Below are 15,411 nucleotides of genomic sequence, written 5' to 3' on the forward strand. Positions count from 1 at the left end.
TTTGCGGCGGTCATGGCCCAGGTGAGACGCCCGGTCCCATTCCGAACCCGGAAGCTAAGGCCTGGCACGGCGATGGTACTGCACTCGACAGGGTGTGGGAGAGTAGCACGCCGCCGCATTTACACGTCACGAAGGACCCCGGTCGAGCAACACGCTCCCGGGGCCCTCCCCATATAACCACACAACACAAAATCACATGACAAAGCCCTGGACTGCAATAGTTCAGGGCTTTGTCATCTCGGCGAAGAGAGAGAATTCCTTTCAAGAAGTCAGCACGGATTATGACCGCAGCGCTTTCAGCAACGAATCGACATGGCCTTTGGCACGTACGTTGTATCGTGCCAGCATGATCACACCGTCACTGTCGATGGCGAACGTCGATCGAATCACGCCCACATGCACTTTGCCATACAGCTTCTTTTCCCCATATGCCCCGTACTGCTTATGTACGGTTAGATCGGTGTCGGACAGCAACGGGAAACTCAGATGATCACGTTCCACGAAACGATGCAGTTTCGGCAGTGGATCCTTAGACACGCCCAATACTGTGAATCCAAGAGATTCAAGACGGGCGAGATTGTCACGGAAGTCACATGCTTCGGTCGTGCAACCTGGCGTCATCGCGGCGGGATAAAAGTAGAGCACCACATTCTGACGTTGTTCCATTAGCGCAGACAGTGTGATGCGTGTTTCAGTGCCGTCCGGCAATGCGGCAGGCAATGTGAAGTCGGGCGCCGCTTGCCCGACTTCGAAGCGTGCGGGCAAATCGGTCGGTTCAATGTCAGGTTGAGTCATACCTGACATTGTAGGGGCTGCGGCAGTCGGTGCAACAGCTGCAGCCCATACAAATGAGGCCATCAACGGCTGGATATCAGGCATCCTTCTTGCTGATCAGTAGCAGAATGCCGGCGATCTGGCTCGCGAAAATCAGCGTGCAGACGCCGAACGCCGTCGTATTGGCCGCTTCGCCTTTGTAGATTCGCCAACTGTGAATCGTCATCGGGATCATCCATGCCAGCGCGACCAGCGTCCAGCACCATGCGATGCATCCGATCACATTCAACACGAATGCCGCCAGACGAAGGTTGCGATCCGTCTCGGTCATCCACGTACCGTTTGTCATGTACATGGGTTGTTGCGGGTCTCCATACCCACCGTTGTATTGCTGCTGATATGCGTTCTGCTGTTGCCCCGCGAACGGATTCGGATTCGCGTTCGGATCCGTCTGCGGGGCCGGCATGACACTGTCGGTCCACTGTGTACCGTCCCACCAGCGTAGTTTCGTCTGATCGCCGGACGGGTCCGGGTACCATCCCGGCTGATACTCTGCCATACATCCTCATTTCTGTTGAAGTGCTGCTGCCATTTTAACAGCGGATGTCTAACCGATCGGTATACGAATGATTGGAGAAGACTCGGCAATCTGAACGTGGGGTGAACACGCGGGGTCGCGCGGCGGGGCGTGTCGCGTGTATAGTCGGATAGGTCACTTCTGTGGCCACCTTATCCGCTTCACGCAAGAAAGGTGAGCCGTGTCAGTAACAGACGAGTCGGTCGAGACGCCGATGATTGGTAAGAGCGTCATCTCGCTCGATGATCTTTCCCTCCGCCAGATCAAGGAACTGCTGCATAAGGCGCAGTACATCGATTCCCATCGCCGGGAAGTCGCGCATACCTGCGACGGCAGGGTGCTGGCCACGCTGTTCTACGAGCCGAGCACGCGCACGCGCCTGAGCTTCGAAACCGCCATGCTGCGCCTGGGCGGCAAAGTGATCGGTTTCGCCGGCTCCCAGCTGTCGAGCGCGTCCAAGGGCGAGTCGATCGCCGACACGCTCAAGACCGTGTCCAACTATGTCGACGTGGTCGCGATCCGTCACCCGAAGGAAGGCGCGGCGCTCGTCGCATCCCGCGCCGCCTCCGTGCCGGTCATCAACGCCGGCGACGGTGGTCACATGCATCCCACGCAGACGCTCGCCGATCTGGCCACGCTGCAGTCGCGCTTCGGTCGCGTCATTGACCTGACCGTTGGCCTGTGCGGCGACCTCATGTTCGGCCGTACCGTGCACAGCCTCATCGAAACGTTGTGTCGCTTCGGCAACGTGCACTTCGTGCTCATCAGCCCCGACGAGCTCAAGACCCCGCAATATGTGCTCGACCGCATCGACGCGACCCCGTCCTGCTCCTACACCGAGGTCAAGGATCTCGTCTCCGTGATCGGCGACCTCGACGTGCTGTACATGACCCGCGTGCAGCAGGAGCGCTTCTTCAACGAGGACGACTATCTGCGTCTGCGTGACACGTACATCCTCGACGAGGACAAGCTTCAGCTCGCCAAGCCGGACATGGCCGTGCTGCACCCGCTGCCGCGCATCAACGAGATCGCTGTCGAGGTCGACAACGACCCGCGCGCCGCCTACTTCGAGCAGGTGAAGAACGGCATGCTCATGCGCATGGCGCTCGAAAGCTCCGTGATCGGCGACGAACTGCCCGGATATGAACCGCTTGAAGCCAAGGAGGTCAAGGCCTGATGGAAGTCACCAGCATCGTCAACGGCATCATCATCGATCATGTGCCGGCCGGCACCGCGCTCAAGGTGCTCGAATACCTGAAGATCAACCCGGCGAAGACCAAGCTCGCGCTGATCATGAACACCGACAGCCACCTGTACGGCACGAAGGACATCATCAAGATCGAGGACGAGGATGGCAAGAAGACGCCCGCCATCGACCTCGACGTGCTCGGCCTCGTCGCGCGCACCGCGACTGTCGGCATCGTGCGTGGCGGCAAGATCGTCGAAAAGAAGACCCCGACGCTGCCTGAGCATGTGATCAACATCCTCACCTGCAAGAACCCGCGCTGCGTGACCACCACCGAACGCGGCATCGACCAGATGTTCCATCTGACGCATTCCGAGCGTCAGGAATACCGTTGCGACTACTGCGACGAGGAAGCGAAACTGTAATGCTGACTCTGCGCAACATCACGGTATGGGACACCGGCGAGACGATCGATCTGGTGATCTCCGACGCCGACGCGAGCCGGCTGTTCAGCGAATCGGGCGCGGTGACGGGCGGCGAGTTTGACGCGACCGGCCTGACCGTGGCGCCCGGCTTCGCCGACCCGCACGTGCACTTCCGCGATCCCGGCCAGACGTACAAGGAGTCGATGATCTCCGGATGCCGCGCGTCCGCGTCGGGCGGCTACACGAACGTGCTCATCATGCCGAACACCGTGCCCGCGATGGACGGGGAGCCGGTCGTGGCCGGCGAGCCCGGTGCGTCCGAAGTGCTCAGCGCCGGCTACGGCACGGTGATCGACTACCTGCAGCACTACGAGGCCGCGCATGATACGGCGCTGCCGGTGCGCTACGACCTATGCGTGTGCGCGTCGAAGGGACGCGTCGGCGGCGAGGCGAGCGATCCGGACCGTTGGCGTGAGTATCTGACGTCTTCCGCGACCGTGCGCGGGAAAGCCAAGGATGCGTATCAGCTCGCCCATCCGGTCACCGCGGTCAGCGACGACGGTTCCGCCGTGACCCCTGCGATCCTCGACGATGTGCTGCGCAACGTCAAGGACACCGGACTGTATCTGATCGAACACTGCGAGCATCACGACATCGGCGCGGTCAACGACGGCCCGGTCGCGCGCGAACTCGGCGTGCCCGGCATCCCGGAGGACACCGAGCTGAAGATCGTGGCGCGCGATATCGCCAAGGCCCGCGAAACCGGCGTCCACGTGCACTTCCAGCATGTGAGCACCGCGATCTCGTTCGACGCGATCCGCGAAGCCAAGGCCGAGGGGCTGCCGATCACCTGCGAGACCGCGCCGCACTACATAGCATTGTGCGACGAGGACCTCCTGAAGTACGGCACGCTGGCGAAGATGAACCCGCCGCTGCGTTCGGCTGCCGACCGTCAGGCGACGATCGCCGCGATCGCGGACGGCACGGTCGACATGCTCGCCACCGACCACGCGCCGCACACGCTCGAGGAGAAGGAACGCGGGTTCCTTGACGCGCCGAACGGCATCATCGGGCTGGAATGTGCGTACGGCGTGGCGCACAAGGTGCTCGTCGAAGACGGATACATCGACGACAAGCGGCTCATCGAACTGATGTCGGTCGCGCCGCAGCATCTCATGGGCCATGTGCCGACCGACGTGGCCGGACTGCTCAACACGTCGTCCACGTGCGCGGTCAAGCGCACGCTGGATCTGAGCCGCGTGGAGCATCCCGAGAGCGTCGATCTGGTGATCCTGAACACGAACGAATCATGGACGGTGGACCCGGAACGGTTCCATTCGGCCGCGCGCAACACGCCGTTCGGCGGATGGCAGGTGACCGGCCGGCCGCTCGCCACGGTGATCGGCTCGAAACTGGTGTTCAGCAGGATCAAGTAACGAAAGGACAACGTCATGGATCGACTGATCGAAGCGATCGAGAACGCGCAGAACCCGAGCGTGGTTGGACTCGACCCGACGCCGGCGCTCGTGCCGCCGCAGGTCGTCGCGTCGTTCGCGGATGAAGTGCGCGACTCCGTCGAGGACCAGGCCGAAATCCCGGCCGCGCAGCTCGCCGTCGCGTACTTCGAATTCAACCGTGCGATCATCGACGCGGTCGCCGACATCGTGCCCGCCGTCAAACCCCAGATCGCCATGTACGAGGCGATCGGACCGGCCGGCGTGGACGCGTACACGATGACCTGCGAATACGCGCAGCAGCAGGGACTCTACGTGCTCGGCGACATCAAGCGCGGCGACATCGGGTCGACCGCGGCCGCTTACGCCGGCCACCTGAGTGGCGTTGCGGGATTCGAGGACGGCGCGCAGCCGTTCGACCCGTGGCATGAGGATGCGGTCACCGTCAACCCGTACCTCGGCACCGACGGCATCACGCCGTTCGTGGACGCGGCCGCCGCGGCCGACAAGGACATCTTCGTCCTCGTGCGCACGTCGAACCCGTCCAGCAAGGAACTGCAGGAACTCGACCTCGCCGATGGCGGCAAGCTCTACGAGCACGTCGCCGACCTGGTCGAAGGCTGGGGGAGCGCGACCATCGGCAGCCACGGCTATTCGCGCGTCGGCGCGGTCGTCGGCGCCACCCATCCTGAGGAGGGCGCGGCCCTGCGCAAGCGTATGCCGCACACGTTCTTCCTCGTGCCCGGCTACGGTGCACAGGGCGGCACGGCGGCGGGAGTCGCCGGCATGTTCGATCACGACGGCTCCGGCGCGATCGTCAACTCGTCACGCGGCATCATCGGCGCATGGAAGAAGACCGGCGAGTACCGCGACGACATGAGCGCCGGCGAGGCGCTCGACTTGGTCGCCTCCGCGGCGCGTCAGGCCGCAAGCGACATGCGCGACGACCTGCGCGTGAACGTGTACCGGTAAGAACGACGGCCAGGGGGCGGAGTGAAGCGAGACGCCCCCCTGGCCACCATGCCGATGCAGATGGCTGCGGCAGACCTTGGCGTAAGCTGGACTACTGGCGCTGAATAGATTATGCAGATGAGGAGAATCAAGGAAGCAATGCCCACAGCAACCTTCACCCCCACCGCCGACGTGGTCGCCGAGGCGACCGAAGCCGGCTATTTCCCGGGCCGGCACACGGTCGAGATCACCGAGGTCACGAAACTCACCGAAGGCGTGTACCGTCTCACGTTCCGCGACCAGTACATCGCGAAGCACGCGCGTCCGGCGCAGTTCGTGAACCTGTTCAGCCACGATCCGATGAAGCTGCTGCCGCGTCCGTTCGGCGTGAGCGAGGTGGACGGCGACCTGGTCAGTGTCATCTTCGCGGTCGTCGGCAAGGGCACCGCGGAATTCTCCGAACTCGCGGCCGGCGACCATATCGACGTGCTCGGCCCGCTCGGCCGTCCATTCAACACGAAGACCGCGTCGCACTACATCCTCGTCGGCGGTGGTCTCGGCGTGCCGCCGCTCATCTACACCGCGCAATATCTTCAGTCGAACGACGACGTGTGCACCACTGCCGTGTTCGGCTACCGCAACGACCACTTCGCTGATCAGTATGTGTCCCGCTATGCGGACGCGACGGTGAGCATCGACGAATCCGAAGGCAACGTCATCACGCTGCTCGACCGGATGGAGGCGGCCGGCGAACTTACCCGCGACGGTCTTGCGCCGGTGATCCTGTCCTGCGGCCCGCTGCCGATGATGAAGGCCGTGGCGCAATGGGCGTCCAAGCGCGGCATCCCGAGCCAGCTGAGCATGGAGCAGCGCATGGGCTGCGGATACGGCACCTGCGTGGTGTGCGTGGTCGACACGGTAGACGGACGCAAGAAGGTGTGCTCGGACGGTCCGGTATTCACCGCGGAACAGCTCGGATGGGAGGCGTGAGACGATGACCGAGAACGGCAACACCCCGATCAACGTGTACGAGAAGCACGAGTGGAAGCACAAGACCGTCGTCGCCGGCGTCGAATGGAAGAACCCGGTCGGCACCGCGTCCGGCACGTTCCAGCTGGCCGCATGCCGCTGGTTCTATGACGTGAGCCAGATGGGCGCGATCTCCACCAAGGGCGTCTCCCCAGTGCCGTGGGAAGGCAACCCCGGTCCGCGCACGGCCGAAAGCCCGGCCGGCATGGTCAACGCGGTCGGTCTGCAGAACCCGGGCGTCGATCATTATCTCGTCGACGAACTGCCCAAACTCAAGGAGCTTGGCGCGACTGTCGTCACCAACGTCGCCGGCCACAGCGACGACGACTACGCGCAGGTCGTCGCCAAGCTCGCCGATTCGCCGGCCGATATGCTCGAAATCAACGTGAGCTGCCCGAACGTGAGCCACGGCGGCATGTCCGTCGGTACCGATCCGGTCGCGTTGAGCCGTCTCATCGGCCATCTGCGTAAGCTCACCTCCAAGCCGATGATCGTCAAGCTGTCGCCGAATGTGACCGACATCGCGACCATCGCACGCGCCGCCGCCGAAGCGGGCGCGGATGCGCTGAGCCTGATCAACACGCTCGTCGGCATGCGCATCGACATCCGCACCGGCGAGCCGATCATCTCCAATCGCACCGGCGGCGTAAGCGGACCGGCGATCTTCCCGGTCGCGCTCGGCTTCGTGTGGCGCGTGCGCCAGACCCTGCCGGACATCCCGATCATCGGCATCGGCGGCATCGACTCCGGCGAGAAGGCGCTCGAATTCCTGTACGCCGGCGCGAACGCTGTCGAAGTGGGCGCGGCCGCACTGTACGATCCGACCGCGCCAATCCGCGTGGCGCGCGAACTCGACGACCTGCTCGACTCGCGTCCGGAACTTGCGGCGAAACTCGCCGTGGGCGAGACCTGGCGCTGACGGCACCGCAACGTAGTACGACGTATGTTCGGCTCTTCTCAGTACAGGGGAGCCACGGTTTCGACAAGGAGAACATCATGACCACCGCATCGCTCGACCACCGCTTCACCGAGTTCCTGCTCGATTCGCAGGCGCTCAAGTTCGGCGACTTCACGCTCAAGTCCGGCCGCAAGTCCCCGTACTTCATCAACGCGGGCGCGTTCAACGACGGCCGCAAGATCGCCACGCTCGGCGCGTTCTACGCCGAGAAGATCGCCGAGGAGATCAAGGCCGGCAATCTGCCCGCCGACATCGACACCGTGTTCGGCCCGGCGTACAAGGGCATCCCACTGGGTGTGTCCACCGCGATCGCCCTGACCTCCGCGCACGGCATGGAGGTCGGCTACACGTTCGACCGCAAGGAGAAGAAGGACCACGGCGATGGCGGCATGATGGTCGGCACACAACTCAAGGACGGCATGAAGGTGCTGCTCGTCGACGACGTGATGACCGCCGGCACCGCCGTGCGCGAGGTCATCCCCAAGCTCAAGGCCGAAGCCGACGTCGAGGTCGTGGGCCTCGTGCTGTCCGTCGATCGCATGGAGAAGACCAAGGACTCCGACCTGTCCGCCGTCAAGGCCGTCGAGGCCGAGTTCGGTTTCCCGGTGTTCGCCATCGCCAACGTTCGTGAGATCTTCGAGGCCGGCCAGCATATCACCACCGCATCCGGCCAGCCGTATGTGACTCCCGAGATCAAGGCCGCCGCCGACGCCTACCTCGCCCAGTACGGTGCGTGACCGCGTTGCACAACCTGTCTTGACTACGTCCTTCCGCCGTGCCTGACGCATCGGCGGAAGGACGTTTCCGTATCAGCCGACCGTCAGCCGCGCCCGCGTACCATCGCGCTGCAGCGACCAACGGATCGTGACGGTCTGCCGCAGGAACCCCTCGTCATGGGAGACGAGGATCAGCGCGCCGGGATACCCCGTCAGCGCACGGCCCAGCGTCTGCATCGAATGCAGATCGAGGTGGTTCGTCGGCTCGTCCATGACGATCAGATGCGGATGCCGGCGCAATCCCAGACACAGCAGCAGCTTGCGCAGCTCGCCCGGCGACGGATTGCCGCCGGCAATCAGCCGCTCAGGGTCGGCGTTCAGCTGCGCGACGGACGACAGCACAAGACCGCGCTCCTTCGCCGGCAATGCGGCCAGTCGGGCCATCGCCCGTCGCGCATCTGCCTCGGTGGTGTTCTGCGGCAACACCAGACGAGGCAGCCGCAGTCCGGTACGACGTTCGTTCAGTTCGATCTCGCGCAACAGCGCATTGACCAGCGTGGTCTTGCCGGTGCCGTTCGAACCGCTGATGCCGATGCGATCGTGCGGGCCGACCGTCAGCATGGGAACGGCGACGCCGTCGCCATGCTCCGGGACCGCTGCGGCGGCATCGCCACCGTACGGGAGCCATCCCGCCGGCAACCGCACCAGCTCACGGCGACTGCTCGACTCGGCGTCTATCCAGATATCGCCGTCATACCGTTTCGCCGCGGTGACGATGCCCGCGGCCTTCTCCCGCGCCGCCGCGACCTGTGCGTCGATGCGGGCGCTCGCAGGCCCGAGACTGCTCGGATTGTGGTTGTATTTGATCGCATTGCGCGCGTCATGATCCTTCGGATCGACGAAACGATGGTTTTTGGCCGACGACACCTCCAACGTCGCATCATGCTTGCGCTGCGCCTTGACCGACGACAATCGCGCGGATTCGCGACGCGCGTCGCGCAACGCCGCATCCGCCGACTGACGATCGATCGCCGCGCTCGCCGATGCGGCGGCATAGTTGCCCGGCCGCATGCGCACGACGGTCACGTTCTGTCCGCACACATGGTCACGTTCGAAAAACGCGCATTGATCGGCGACCGCGTCGATCAGCGCCACGTCATGCGATACGAGGATGCCGATGCCGCCGAACGAACGCAACGCGGCGATGATGCGCTCGCGGGTCGGCGCGTCCACGTGATTCGTCGGTTCGTCCAAGACGAGCACGTCCGACCGCAACGCCAGCGCGCAGGCGACCTGCAGTCGTTTGGCCTCGCCGCCGGACAGGGCATCGAATCGCCACGGCCAGTCGTCGCCGATGCCGAGATCGCGGCGAATCGCCAGTGTCTCCGGCGACCAGTCATTGGCGAAATCGTCCAGATTCGCCGGCATCTCGTCGGTGTTCTGCGGACAGTATCCAGAGACGATGCCGTTCGGAGCGGGGGAGACGACGCCGGATTCGGGTGCCAGATCACCGAGCGCGATGCGGATCAGCGTGGTCTTGCCGATGCCGTTGTCGCCCAATACGGCCGTCCAGCCGCGAGGGAACGCGACCGATACGTCGGCTAACAGCGGTTCCGGAGCTTCGGGATAGGTAAAGGTGATATGGGATAACGTGAGTACGGAATTCAGTGACATATGGTGCTCCAATGCGGTATGTTCGCCGCGAACCGGCGTCCCGTTGATTATTGCGGGAGCCTTCGGCTGCGGCGTGATAGATGAGATTGCGTATGACACCAATATGCGAACGGCATATGCAGGGACGGCGTGGCCGCCACGGATTCGAAGCGAAGCACATCAATCCATGCGCGGAGCCGTACGACAAGCGTTCCATACGGATATGCTTCACCCGTGAAGCCGTCCGCCGGTGCCGCCTATCGAATAATCAACGAAGTAGATCCTTGCCGTTCCGGGGATTCTGGCATATCGAACCACCGATGTCCTGTCTGAACGATTCACATCATACACGGGATCCGGACTTATAAGCCGATCTCACGTAGCGGGCTTGCGCTATAACTGGAGCTTATGACACTGCTGCAGCTGAAATACATCGTCAAGATTGTCGAATGCGGGTCGATGAACGAGGCCTCGCACGAACTGTACGTCTCGCAGCCCGCGCTGAGCTCGTCCGTGAAGGAACTGGAGAACGAACTGGGCATCGAGATCTTCACCCGTTCGTCGCAGGGTATCGCCCTGACCGTCGACGGCGCGGAGTTCCTCACCTACGCCCGTCAGGTCCTCGATCAGGCCGCCTTGCTCGAGGAGCGCTACAAGAACGCGAAGCCGCGCAAGCAGTTGTGCTCCGTGTCCACCCAGCACTACATGTTCGCCGTCGAGGCGTTCGTCGAGATGATCAACTCGATCAAGTCCGACGAATACGAGTTCACCATCCGCGAGACGCGCACCAAGGACATCATCAACCAGGTCGCCAACATGCTTTCCGAAATCGGTATCCTGTACCTGTCCGACTTCAACAAGGACGTGATCGGCAAGCTGCTGCGCGAGAAGCACCTCGAGTTCCATCCGCTGTTCCGTGCCCCGCTGCACGTGTTCCTCGCTCGCACCAACCCGCTGGCGAACAAGAAGAAGCTCACGATGGAGGACCTGAAGCCATACCCATTCATCCAGTACGAGCAGGGTGAGGACGGCAGCTTCTACTTCGCGGAGGAAGCCGTGTGGCCCGAATACAACCCGAAGCAGATCAATGTGACCGACCGCGCCACGATCCTCAACTTCATCGTCGGACTCAACGGCTACACGGTGTGCACCGGCATCGACAACGGCGACCTCAACAACGAGAAGATCGTCACCGTGCCGCTCGACTCGGACGAGACGATGCTCGTCGGCTGGATCACCAACGAGCGCGCGAAGCTGTCGAAGGCGGCGGAGGACTACCTCGCGAAGCTCAAGTCAGTGGTCGCCTCGCACGGGTACAAGCTGATCGACTGACGGCTGCTGGATTGACGTGGCTGCCAATGCGGTCTGCGGGTTGCGGATCGGCGTGATCGCAGGTCTTGCGAAACCGACAACTTGCGGCACTGTTCTGTTATGTTGCAGAACAGTGCCGCAAGTGTCGTTATGACGGTTTTCGGCAACGATGACCGGCATATGGAATATGACGAAACGCGCCGGCCTGCGGTGTTGCTAGTCTTGTTTGCGTTCACAACCGTTGCGCCCGGCACAGTCGCCCGGCAGCGCAGCGACCATCATCGTAAGGAACGGCAAGTGAAGACGGTACGAATACTGCTGCGGCATGTCGGCGAGTTCAAACGGGACTCGATTCTGACGCCGATATGGATGATAGGCGAAGTGGCATGCGAGATGATCATCCCGTTGCTCATGGCCACGCTCATCGACCAGGGCGTCGAGAAGGGCGACATGGGCGTGATCTCCCGCACAGCCGGACTCATGGTGCTTATGGCCCTGTGCGGACTCACGGTCGGCTGCCTCGGATCGGTGTTCGGCTCGCGCGCCGCGACCGGCTTCGCGAAGAACCTGAGACAGGACCAGTACGACAACATTCAGACGTTCTCGTTCTCGAACATCGACAGGTTCTCCACGCCGAGCCTCGTGACGAGACTCACCACCGACGTGATGAACATCCAGAACGCGTTCATGATGATCCTGCGCATGGTGCCGCGCGCGTTCTCCAGCCTCATCATCGCCATGTGCATGGCGTTCATCGTCTCCGGCACGATGGCCCTGATCTATCTGGGCGCGGTCGTCGTGCTCGGCACCATTCTCGGTATCCTCATGAACATCGCCGCGAAGTATTTCCGCCAGGCGTTTCCCGAATACGACGCGATGAACGAGTCCGTCGAGGAGAACGTCACCGCCATGCGCGCGGTCAAGGCGTTCGCCCGCGAAAGCATGCAGACGCGTGTGTTCAAGGCCACGTCGAAGCGCATCTACGACATCTTCCTCAAGGCCGAACTCGTGCTTGCCGCCGTCGACCCGATCATCCAGACCACCGTGTGGGGCTGCCTGCTGCTCATCAGCTGGGTCGGTTCGCATCTGATCGTGCAGGACCGGCTCACTACCGGCGATCTGACCAGTCTGCTTATGTACTGTATGAACATCCTCATGAGCCTGGTCATGCTGTCGATGACGATTGTGATGATCACCATGTCGTCCGCCAGCGCACGCCGCATCGCCGAAGTACTCGAGGAGCGGGACGATATGCCGGCGGCCGCGCATCCGGTCGAACAGGTGCGCGACGGTTCGATCGAGTTCCGCCACGTCGACTTCGCCTATCCGGCCGTCAAGCTTTCGGAGAATGATCCGGCCGCGAAGCGTCGCATTGAGGCGACACGCCAGCTCATCGCAAAGGGCCCCGAGAACGTGCTCACCGACATCAATCTGACGATCCCGTCCGGTGCGGTCGTCGGTGTGATCGGCGGCACCGGCTCGTCCAAGACCACGCTCGTGAACCTCATCCCGCGCCTGTACGACGTGACCGGCGGCAGCCTCACGGTCGGCGGCGTGGACGTGCGCGACTACGACCGCGCCGTGCTGCGCGATAAGGTCGCCGTCGTCCTGCAAAACAACGTGCTGTTCTCCGGCACGATTCTGTCCAACATGCGTTGGGGCAACCCAAACGCGACCGTTGACGATTGCAAGCGCGTGTGCGGGATCGCCTGTGCCGACGAGTTCATCGACAAACTGCCCGACGGCTACGAGTCGAAGGTCGAACAGGGAGGCCAGAACTTCTCCGGCGGCCAGAAACAGCGTTTGTGCATCGCGCGTGCGCTGCTCAAGGAACCGAAGGTATTGATCCTGGACGATTCGACATCCGCGGTCGATACCGGCACCGACGCGAAGATCCGGCACGCATTTGCCAGCCAGATGCCCGACGTGACGAAGATCATCATCGCGCAGCGTATCTCGAGCGTCGAGGACGCGGACATGATCATCGTGCTTGACGACGGTCGGATCAGTGGCGTCGGCACACACGACGAACTGTTGCGGACGAACGAGATCTACCGCAGCATCGTCGAACTGCAGACACAGGGCGGTGGCGACTTCGACGAGGAGCAGTTCGCGCAGCTATCGTCGGATGCGACGGGCGCGGCGAATGACGCGAATGATACGAACGCCGCGAACGACGATACGCAGGATGACGCCCGTAACGACGTCGACGACAAGGAGGTGCGCTGATGCCCGGACCACGTGGCAATGCCGGCCGTATGGCCGCCGGCGCGAAACAGGGACGCGAACTCGACCATCCGTTCCGCATCTTCATGCGGCTCATGCGGTTCGTGTTCGGCATGTACGGCGTGCAGTACGGCATCGTGATCGCGCTCATCGTCGTCACGATCTACGCGCAGGTGCGCGGCAACCTGTTCTTCCAGACGCTCATCGATAACTACATTACGCCGATGCTCACCTCGCACGACCGCGACTTCGGACCGCTGCTCGGCGCGATCGGCGTGATGGCATCGATCTACGCGGCCGGCATCGTCGCGAACGCGGTGAGCGCCGTGCTCAAGGCGTTCATCACGCAAGGGTTCATGATGAAACTGCGCAACCGCATGTTCACGCATATGCAACGCCTGCCGCTCGGCTATTTCGACACGAACACGCGCGGTGACGTGATGAGCCTATACACCAACGACATCGACACGTTGCGCCAGATGGTCTCGCAGTCCATCCCGCAGATCATCAACTCGGTATTCAGCATCGTCATGATCCTGTTCAGCATGATCTATCTGAGCGTTCCACTGACCGTCGTTGTGCTTGTCGTGTCCGGCCTTATGGTGTGGATGACGAAGGTCATGACCAGCCGGTCCGGCACGTACTTCTCCCGTCAGCAGAAGTCGGTCGGCGAGCTCAACGGCTACGTCGAGGAGATGATGAGCGGCCAGAAGGTCGTCAAGGTGTTTACGCACGAGGCCGCGGCGAAGGCCGATTTCCGTGAACGCAACGACCGTCTGTTCGACGCGTCTAACAAGGCGAACATGTTCTCCGGTTTTCTCGGACCGATCAACAACCAGCTCGGCTACGTCGCGTACGTGCTCTGCGCGCTCGTCGGCGGTTGGCTCGCGGTCAACGGCGTGACCGGGCTTACGTTGGGCGGGCTCGTGAGCTTCTTGACGTTCGTCAAGAGCTTCACCATGCCGATCAGCCAGGTCAGCCAGCAGCTCAACGCGATCGTCATGGGCTTGGCCGGCGCGGACCGCATCTTCAAGCTGCTCGACCAAAAAGTCGAATCGGACGATGGCAAGACGACGCTGGTGAGCGTGCGCCGCGACGCCGCAACCGGGGAACTACGCGAGACGGACGACCGTACCGACCAGTGGGGCTGGCGTTCGTCGGACGGTCGGATCGTGCCGATGAGCGGCGACATCCGGCTCGACCATGTGACGTTCAGCTACGTGCCCGGCAAGACGATCCTGCACGACATGTCGATGTTCGCCAAGCCCGGTCAGAAGATCGCGCTGGTCGGCTCGACCGGCGCCGGCAAGACGACGATCACGAACCTGATCACCCGGTTCTACGACATCGACTCCGGCACGATCACGTACGACGGCATCAACATCGCCGACATTCACAAGTCCGATCTGCGCCGGTCGCTCGGCATGGTGCTGCAGGACACGCACCTGTTCTCCGGTTCGATCATGGAGAACATCCGCTTCGGACGGCTCGACGCGTCCGACGAGGAGGTGATCGCCGCGGCCAAGCTCGCCAACGCGCACACGTTTATCGAGAAGCTGCCGAACGGATATGACACGCAGCTGACCGGTGACGGCGCGTCGCTGAGCCAGGGACAACGGCAGATGCTCGCGATCGCGCGCGCCGCCGTGGCCGATCCGCCCGCATTGATTCTGGACGAGGCAACCTCGTCGATCGACACGCGCACCGAGTCGCTCGTGCAGGCCGGCATGGACGAATTGATGAAGGGACGCACCACGTTCGTGATCGCGCACCGCCTGTCCACGATCCGCAACGCCGACTGCATCATGGTGATCGAGGCGGGCCGTATCGTCGAACGCGGCACGCACGACGAGCTCATCGCCCAACAAGGCCGCTACTACACGCTATATACAGGCCGAGCCGTAAAGAAAACGCCGGAGGCGTTTTTAGGCGAGGAGCAAGCGACAGCGAGCCGGCATTGAGTCGGCCGCAGGCCGTCCGAAATTGCAGGGCCGGAGGCGAGCCGTAAAGAAAACGCCGGCCGAGCCGTAAAGCAACCGTTGGAAACGGTTGTAGGCGAGGGACTGACGACAGTCAGTCCAACAGTATGCGAGTGAAGCTCGTCCGAAATTGCAAGACGGCGTTTTTAGGCGAGGAACGAGCGGTAGCGAG

General features: G+C 62.7%; 13 protein-coding genes and 1 rRNA gene. 11 read left to right on the top strand and 3 right to left on the bottom strand.

What is annotated here, in order from left to right; all coding sequences use genetic code 11:
- The first annotated feature begins 2 nt into the window (after positions 1-2).
- Positions 3-119: ribosomal RNA gene (rrf, locus tag KIH76_RS08835) — 5S ribosomal RNA — on the top strand.
- A 160-nt stretch (positions 120-279) separates the two neighbouring features.
- Here the strand turns inward: rrf and bcp are convergent.
- Both bcp and KIH76_RS08845 read right to left on the bottom strand, forming a co-directional pair.
- On the bottom strand, positions 280-804 hold the full coding sequence (bcp, locus tag KIH76_RS08840; RefSeq protein WP_219070412.1) for a thioredoxin-dependent thiol peroxidase: 525 nt from the start codon (positions 802-804) through the stop codon (positions 280-282).
- 67 nt (positions 805-871) lie between these two features.
- Complete coding sequence (locus tag KIH76_RS08845; protein ID WP_219070382.1) at positions 872-1,333, bottom strand: DUF2510 domain-containing protein; 462 nt, start codon at positions 1,331-1,333, stop codon at positions 872-874.
- A gap of 232 nt (positions 1,334-1,565) precedes the next feature.
- Here KIH76_RS08845 and pyrB point away from each other — a divergent pair, with 232 nt between their 5' ends.
- From pyrB to pyrE, 7 genes are all read left to right on the top strand, one after another.
- Positions 1,566-2,528, top strand: coding sequence for an aspartate carbamoyltransferase (gene pyrB / locus KIH76_RS08850; protein WP_214374727.1), 963 nt, complete (start codon positions 1,566-1,568; stop codon positions 2,526-2,528).
- Positions 2,528-2,962, top strand: a complete 435-nt coding sequence (locus KIH76_RS08855; RefSeq protein ID WP_214374681.1) for an aspartate carbamoyltransferase regulatory subunit — start codon at positions 2,528-2,530, stop codon at positions 2,960-2,962. The genes pyrB and KIH76_RS08855 overlap by 1 nt, the downstream gene beginning before the upstream one ends.
- Positions 2,962-4,398, top strand: coding sequence for a dihydroorotase (locus tag KIH76_RS08860; RefSeq protein WP_214374682.1), 1,437 nt, complete (start codon positions 2,962-2,964; stop codon positions 4,396-4,398). Before KIH76_RS08855 ends, KIH76_RS08860 begins: the two co-directional genes overlap by 1 nt.
- A 15-nt stretch (positions 4,399-4,413) precedes the next feature.
- Entirely contained in the window at positions 4,414-5,388 is a 975-nt protein-coding gene (pyrF, locus tag KIH76_RS08865) for an orotidine-5'-phosphate decarboxylase (protein WP_214374683.1), read from the top strand.
- 138 nt (positions 5,389-5,526) lie between these two features.
- Positions 5,527-6,357 (top strand): dihydroorotate dehydrogenase electron transfer subunit, encoded by an 831-nt coding sequence (locus KIH76_RS08870; RefSeq protein WP_214374684.1) that lies wholly within the window; start codon positions 5,527-5,529, stop codon positions 6,355-6,357.
- A gap of 4 nt (positions 6,358-6,361) precedes the next feature.
- On the top strand, positions 6,362-7,315 hold the full coding sequence (locus tag KIH76_RS08875) for a dihydroorotate dehydrogenase (protein ID WP_219070383.1): 954 nt from the start codon (positions 6,362-6,364) through the stop codon (positions 7,313-7,315).
- A 77-nt stretch (positions 7,316-7,392) separates the two neighbouring features.
- Positions 7,393-8,091, top strand: coding sequence for an orotate phosphoribosyltransferase (gene pyrE / locus KIH76_RS08880; RefSeq protein ID WP_214374686.1), 699 nt, complete (start codon positions 7,393-7,395; stop codon positions 8,089-8,091).
- Between the two features lie 72 nt (positions 8,092-8,163).
- Here pyrE and KIH76_RS08885 read toward each other — a convergent pair whose 3' ends face one another.
- Positions 8,164-9,744 (bottom strand): ATP-binding cassette domain-containing protein, encoded by a 1,581-nt coding sequence (locus KIH76_RS08885; RefSeq protein ID WP_236036944.1) that lies wholly within the window; start codon positions 9,742-9,744, stop codon positions 8,164-8,166.
- Between the two features lie 387 nt (positions 9,745-10,131).
- Here KIH76_RS08885 and KIH76_RS08890 point away from each other — a divergent pair, with 387 nt between their 5' ends.
- From KIH76_RS08890 to KIH76_RS08900, 3 genes are all read left to right on the top strand, one after another.
- Positions 10,132-11,055, top strand: coding sequence for a LysR family transcriptional regulator (locus KIH76_RS08890; RefSeq protein ID WP_214374687.1), 924 nt, complete (start codon positions 10,132-10,134; stop codon positions 11,053-11,055).
- A gap of 276 nt (positions 11,056-11,331) precedes the next feature.
- Positions 11,332-13,263 carry an ABC transporter ATP-binding protein gene (locus tag KIH76_RS08895; protein WP_338023644.1) on the top strand — a complete coding sequence of 644 codons (1,932 nt, stop codon included), beginning with the start codon at positions 11,332-11,334 and terminating at the stop codon, positions 13,261-13,263.
- Positions 13,263-15,221, top strand: coding sequence for an ABC transporter ATP-binding protein (locus KIH76_RS08900; protein WP_236036945.1), 1,959 nt, complete (start codon positions 13,263-13,265; stop codon positions 15,219-15,221). The genes KIH76_RS08895 and KIH76_RS08900 overlap by 1 nt, the downstream gene beginning before the upstream one ends.
- Positions 15,222-15,411 lie beyond the last annotated feature (190 nt).

The sequence above is a fragment of the Bifidobacterium simiiventris genome, from assembly GCF_019331715.1.
GTDB classification, from domain to species: Bacteria; Actinomycetota; Actinomycetes; order Actinomycetales; family Bifidobacteriaceae; genus Bifidobacterium; species Bifidobacterium simiiventris.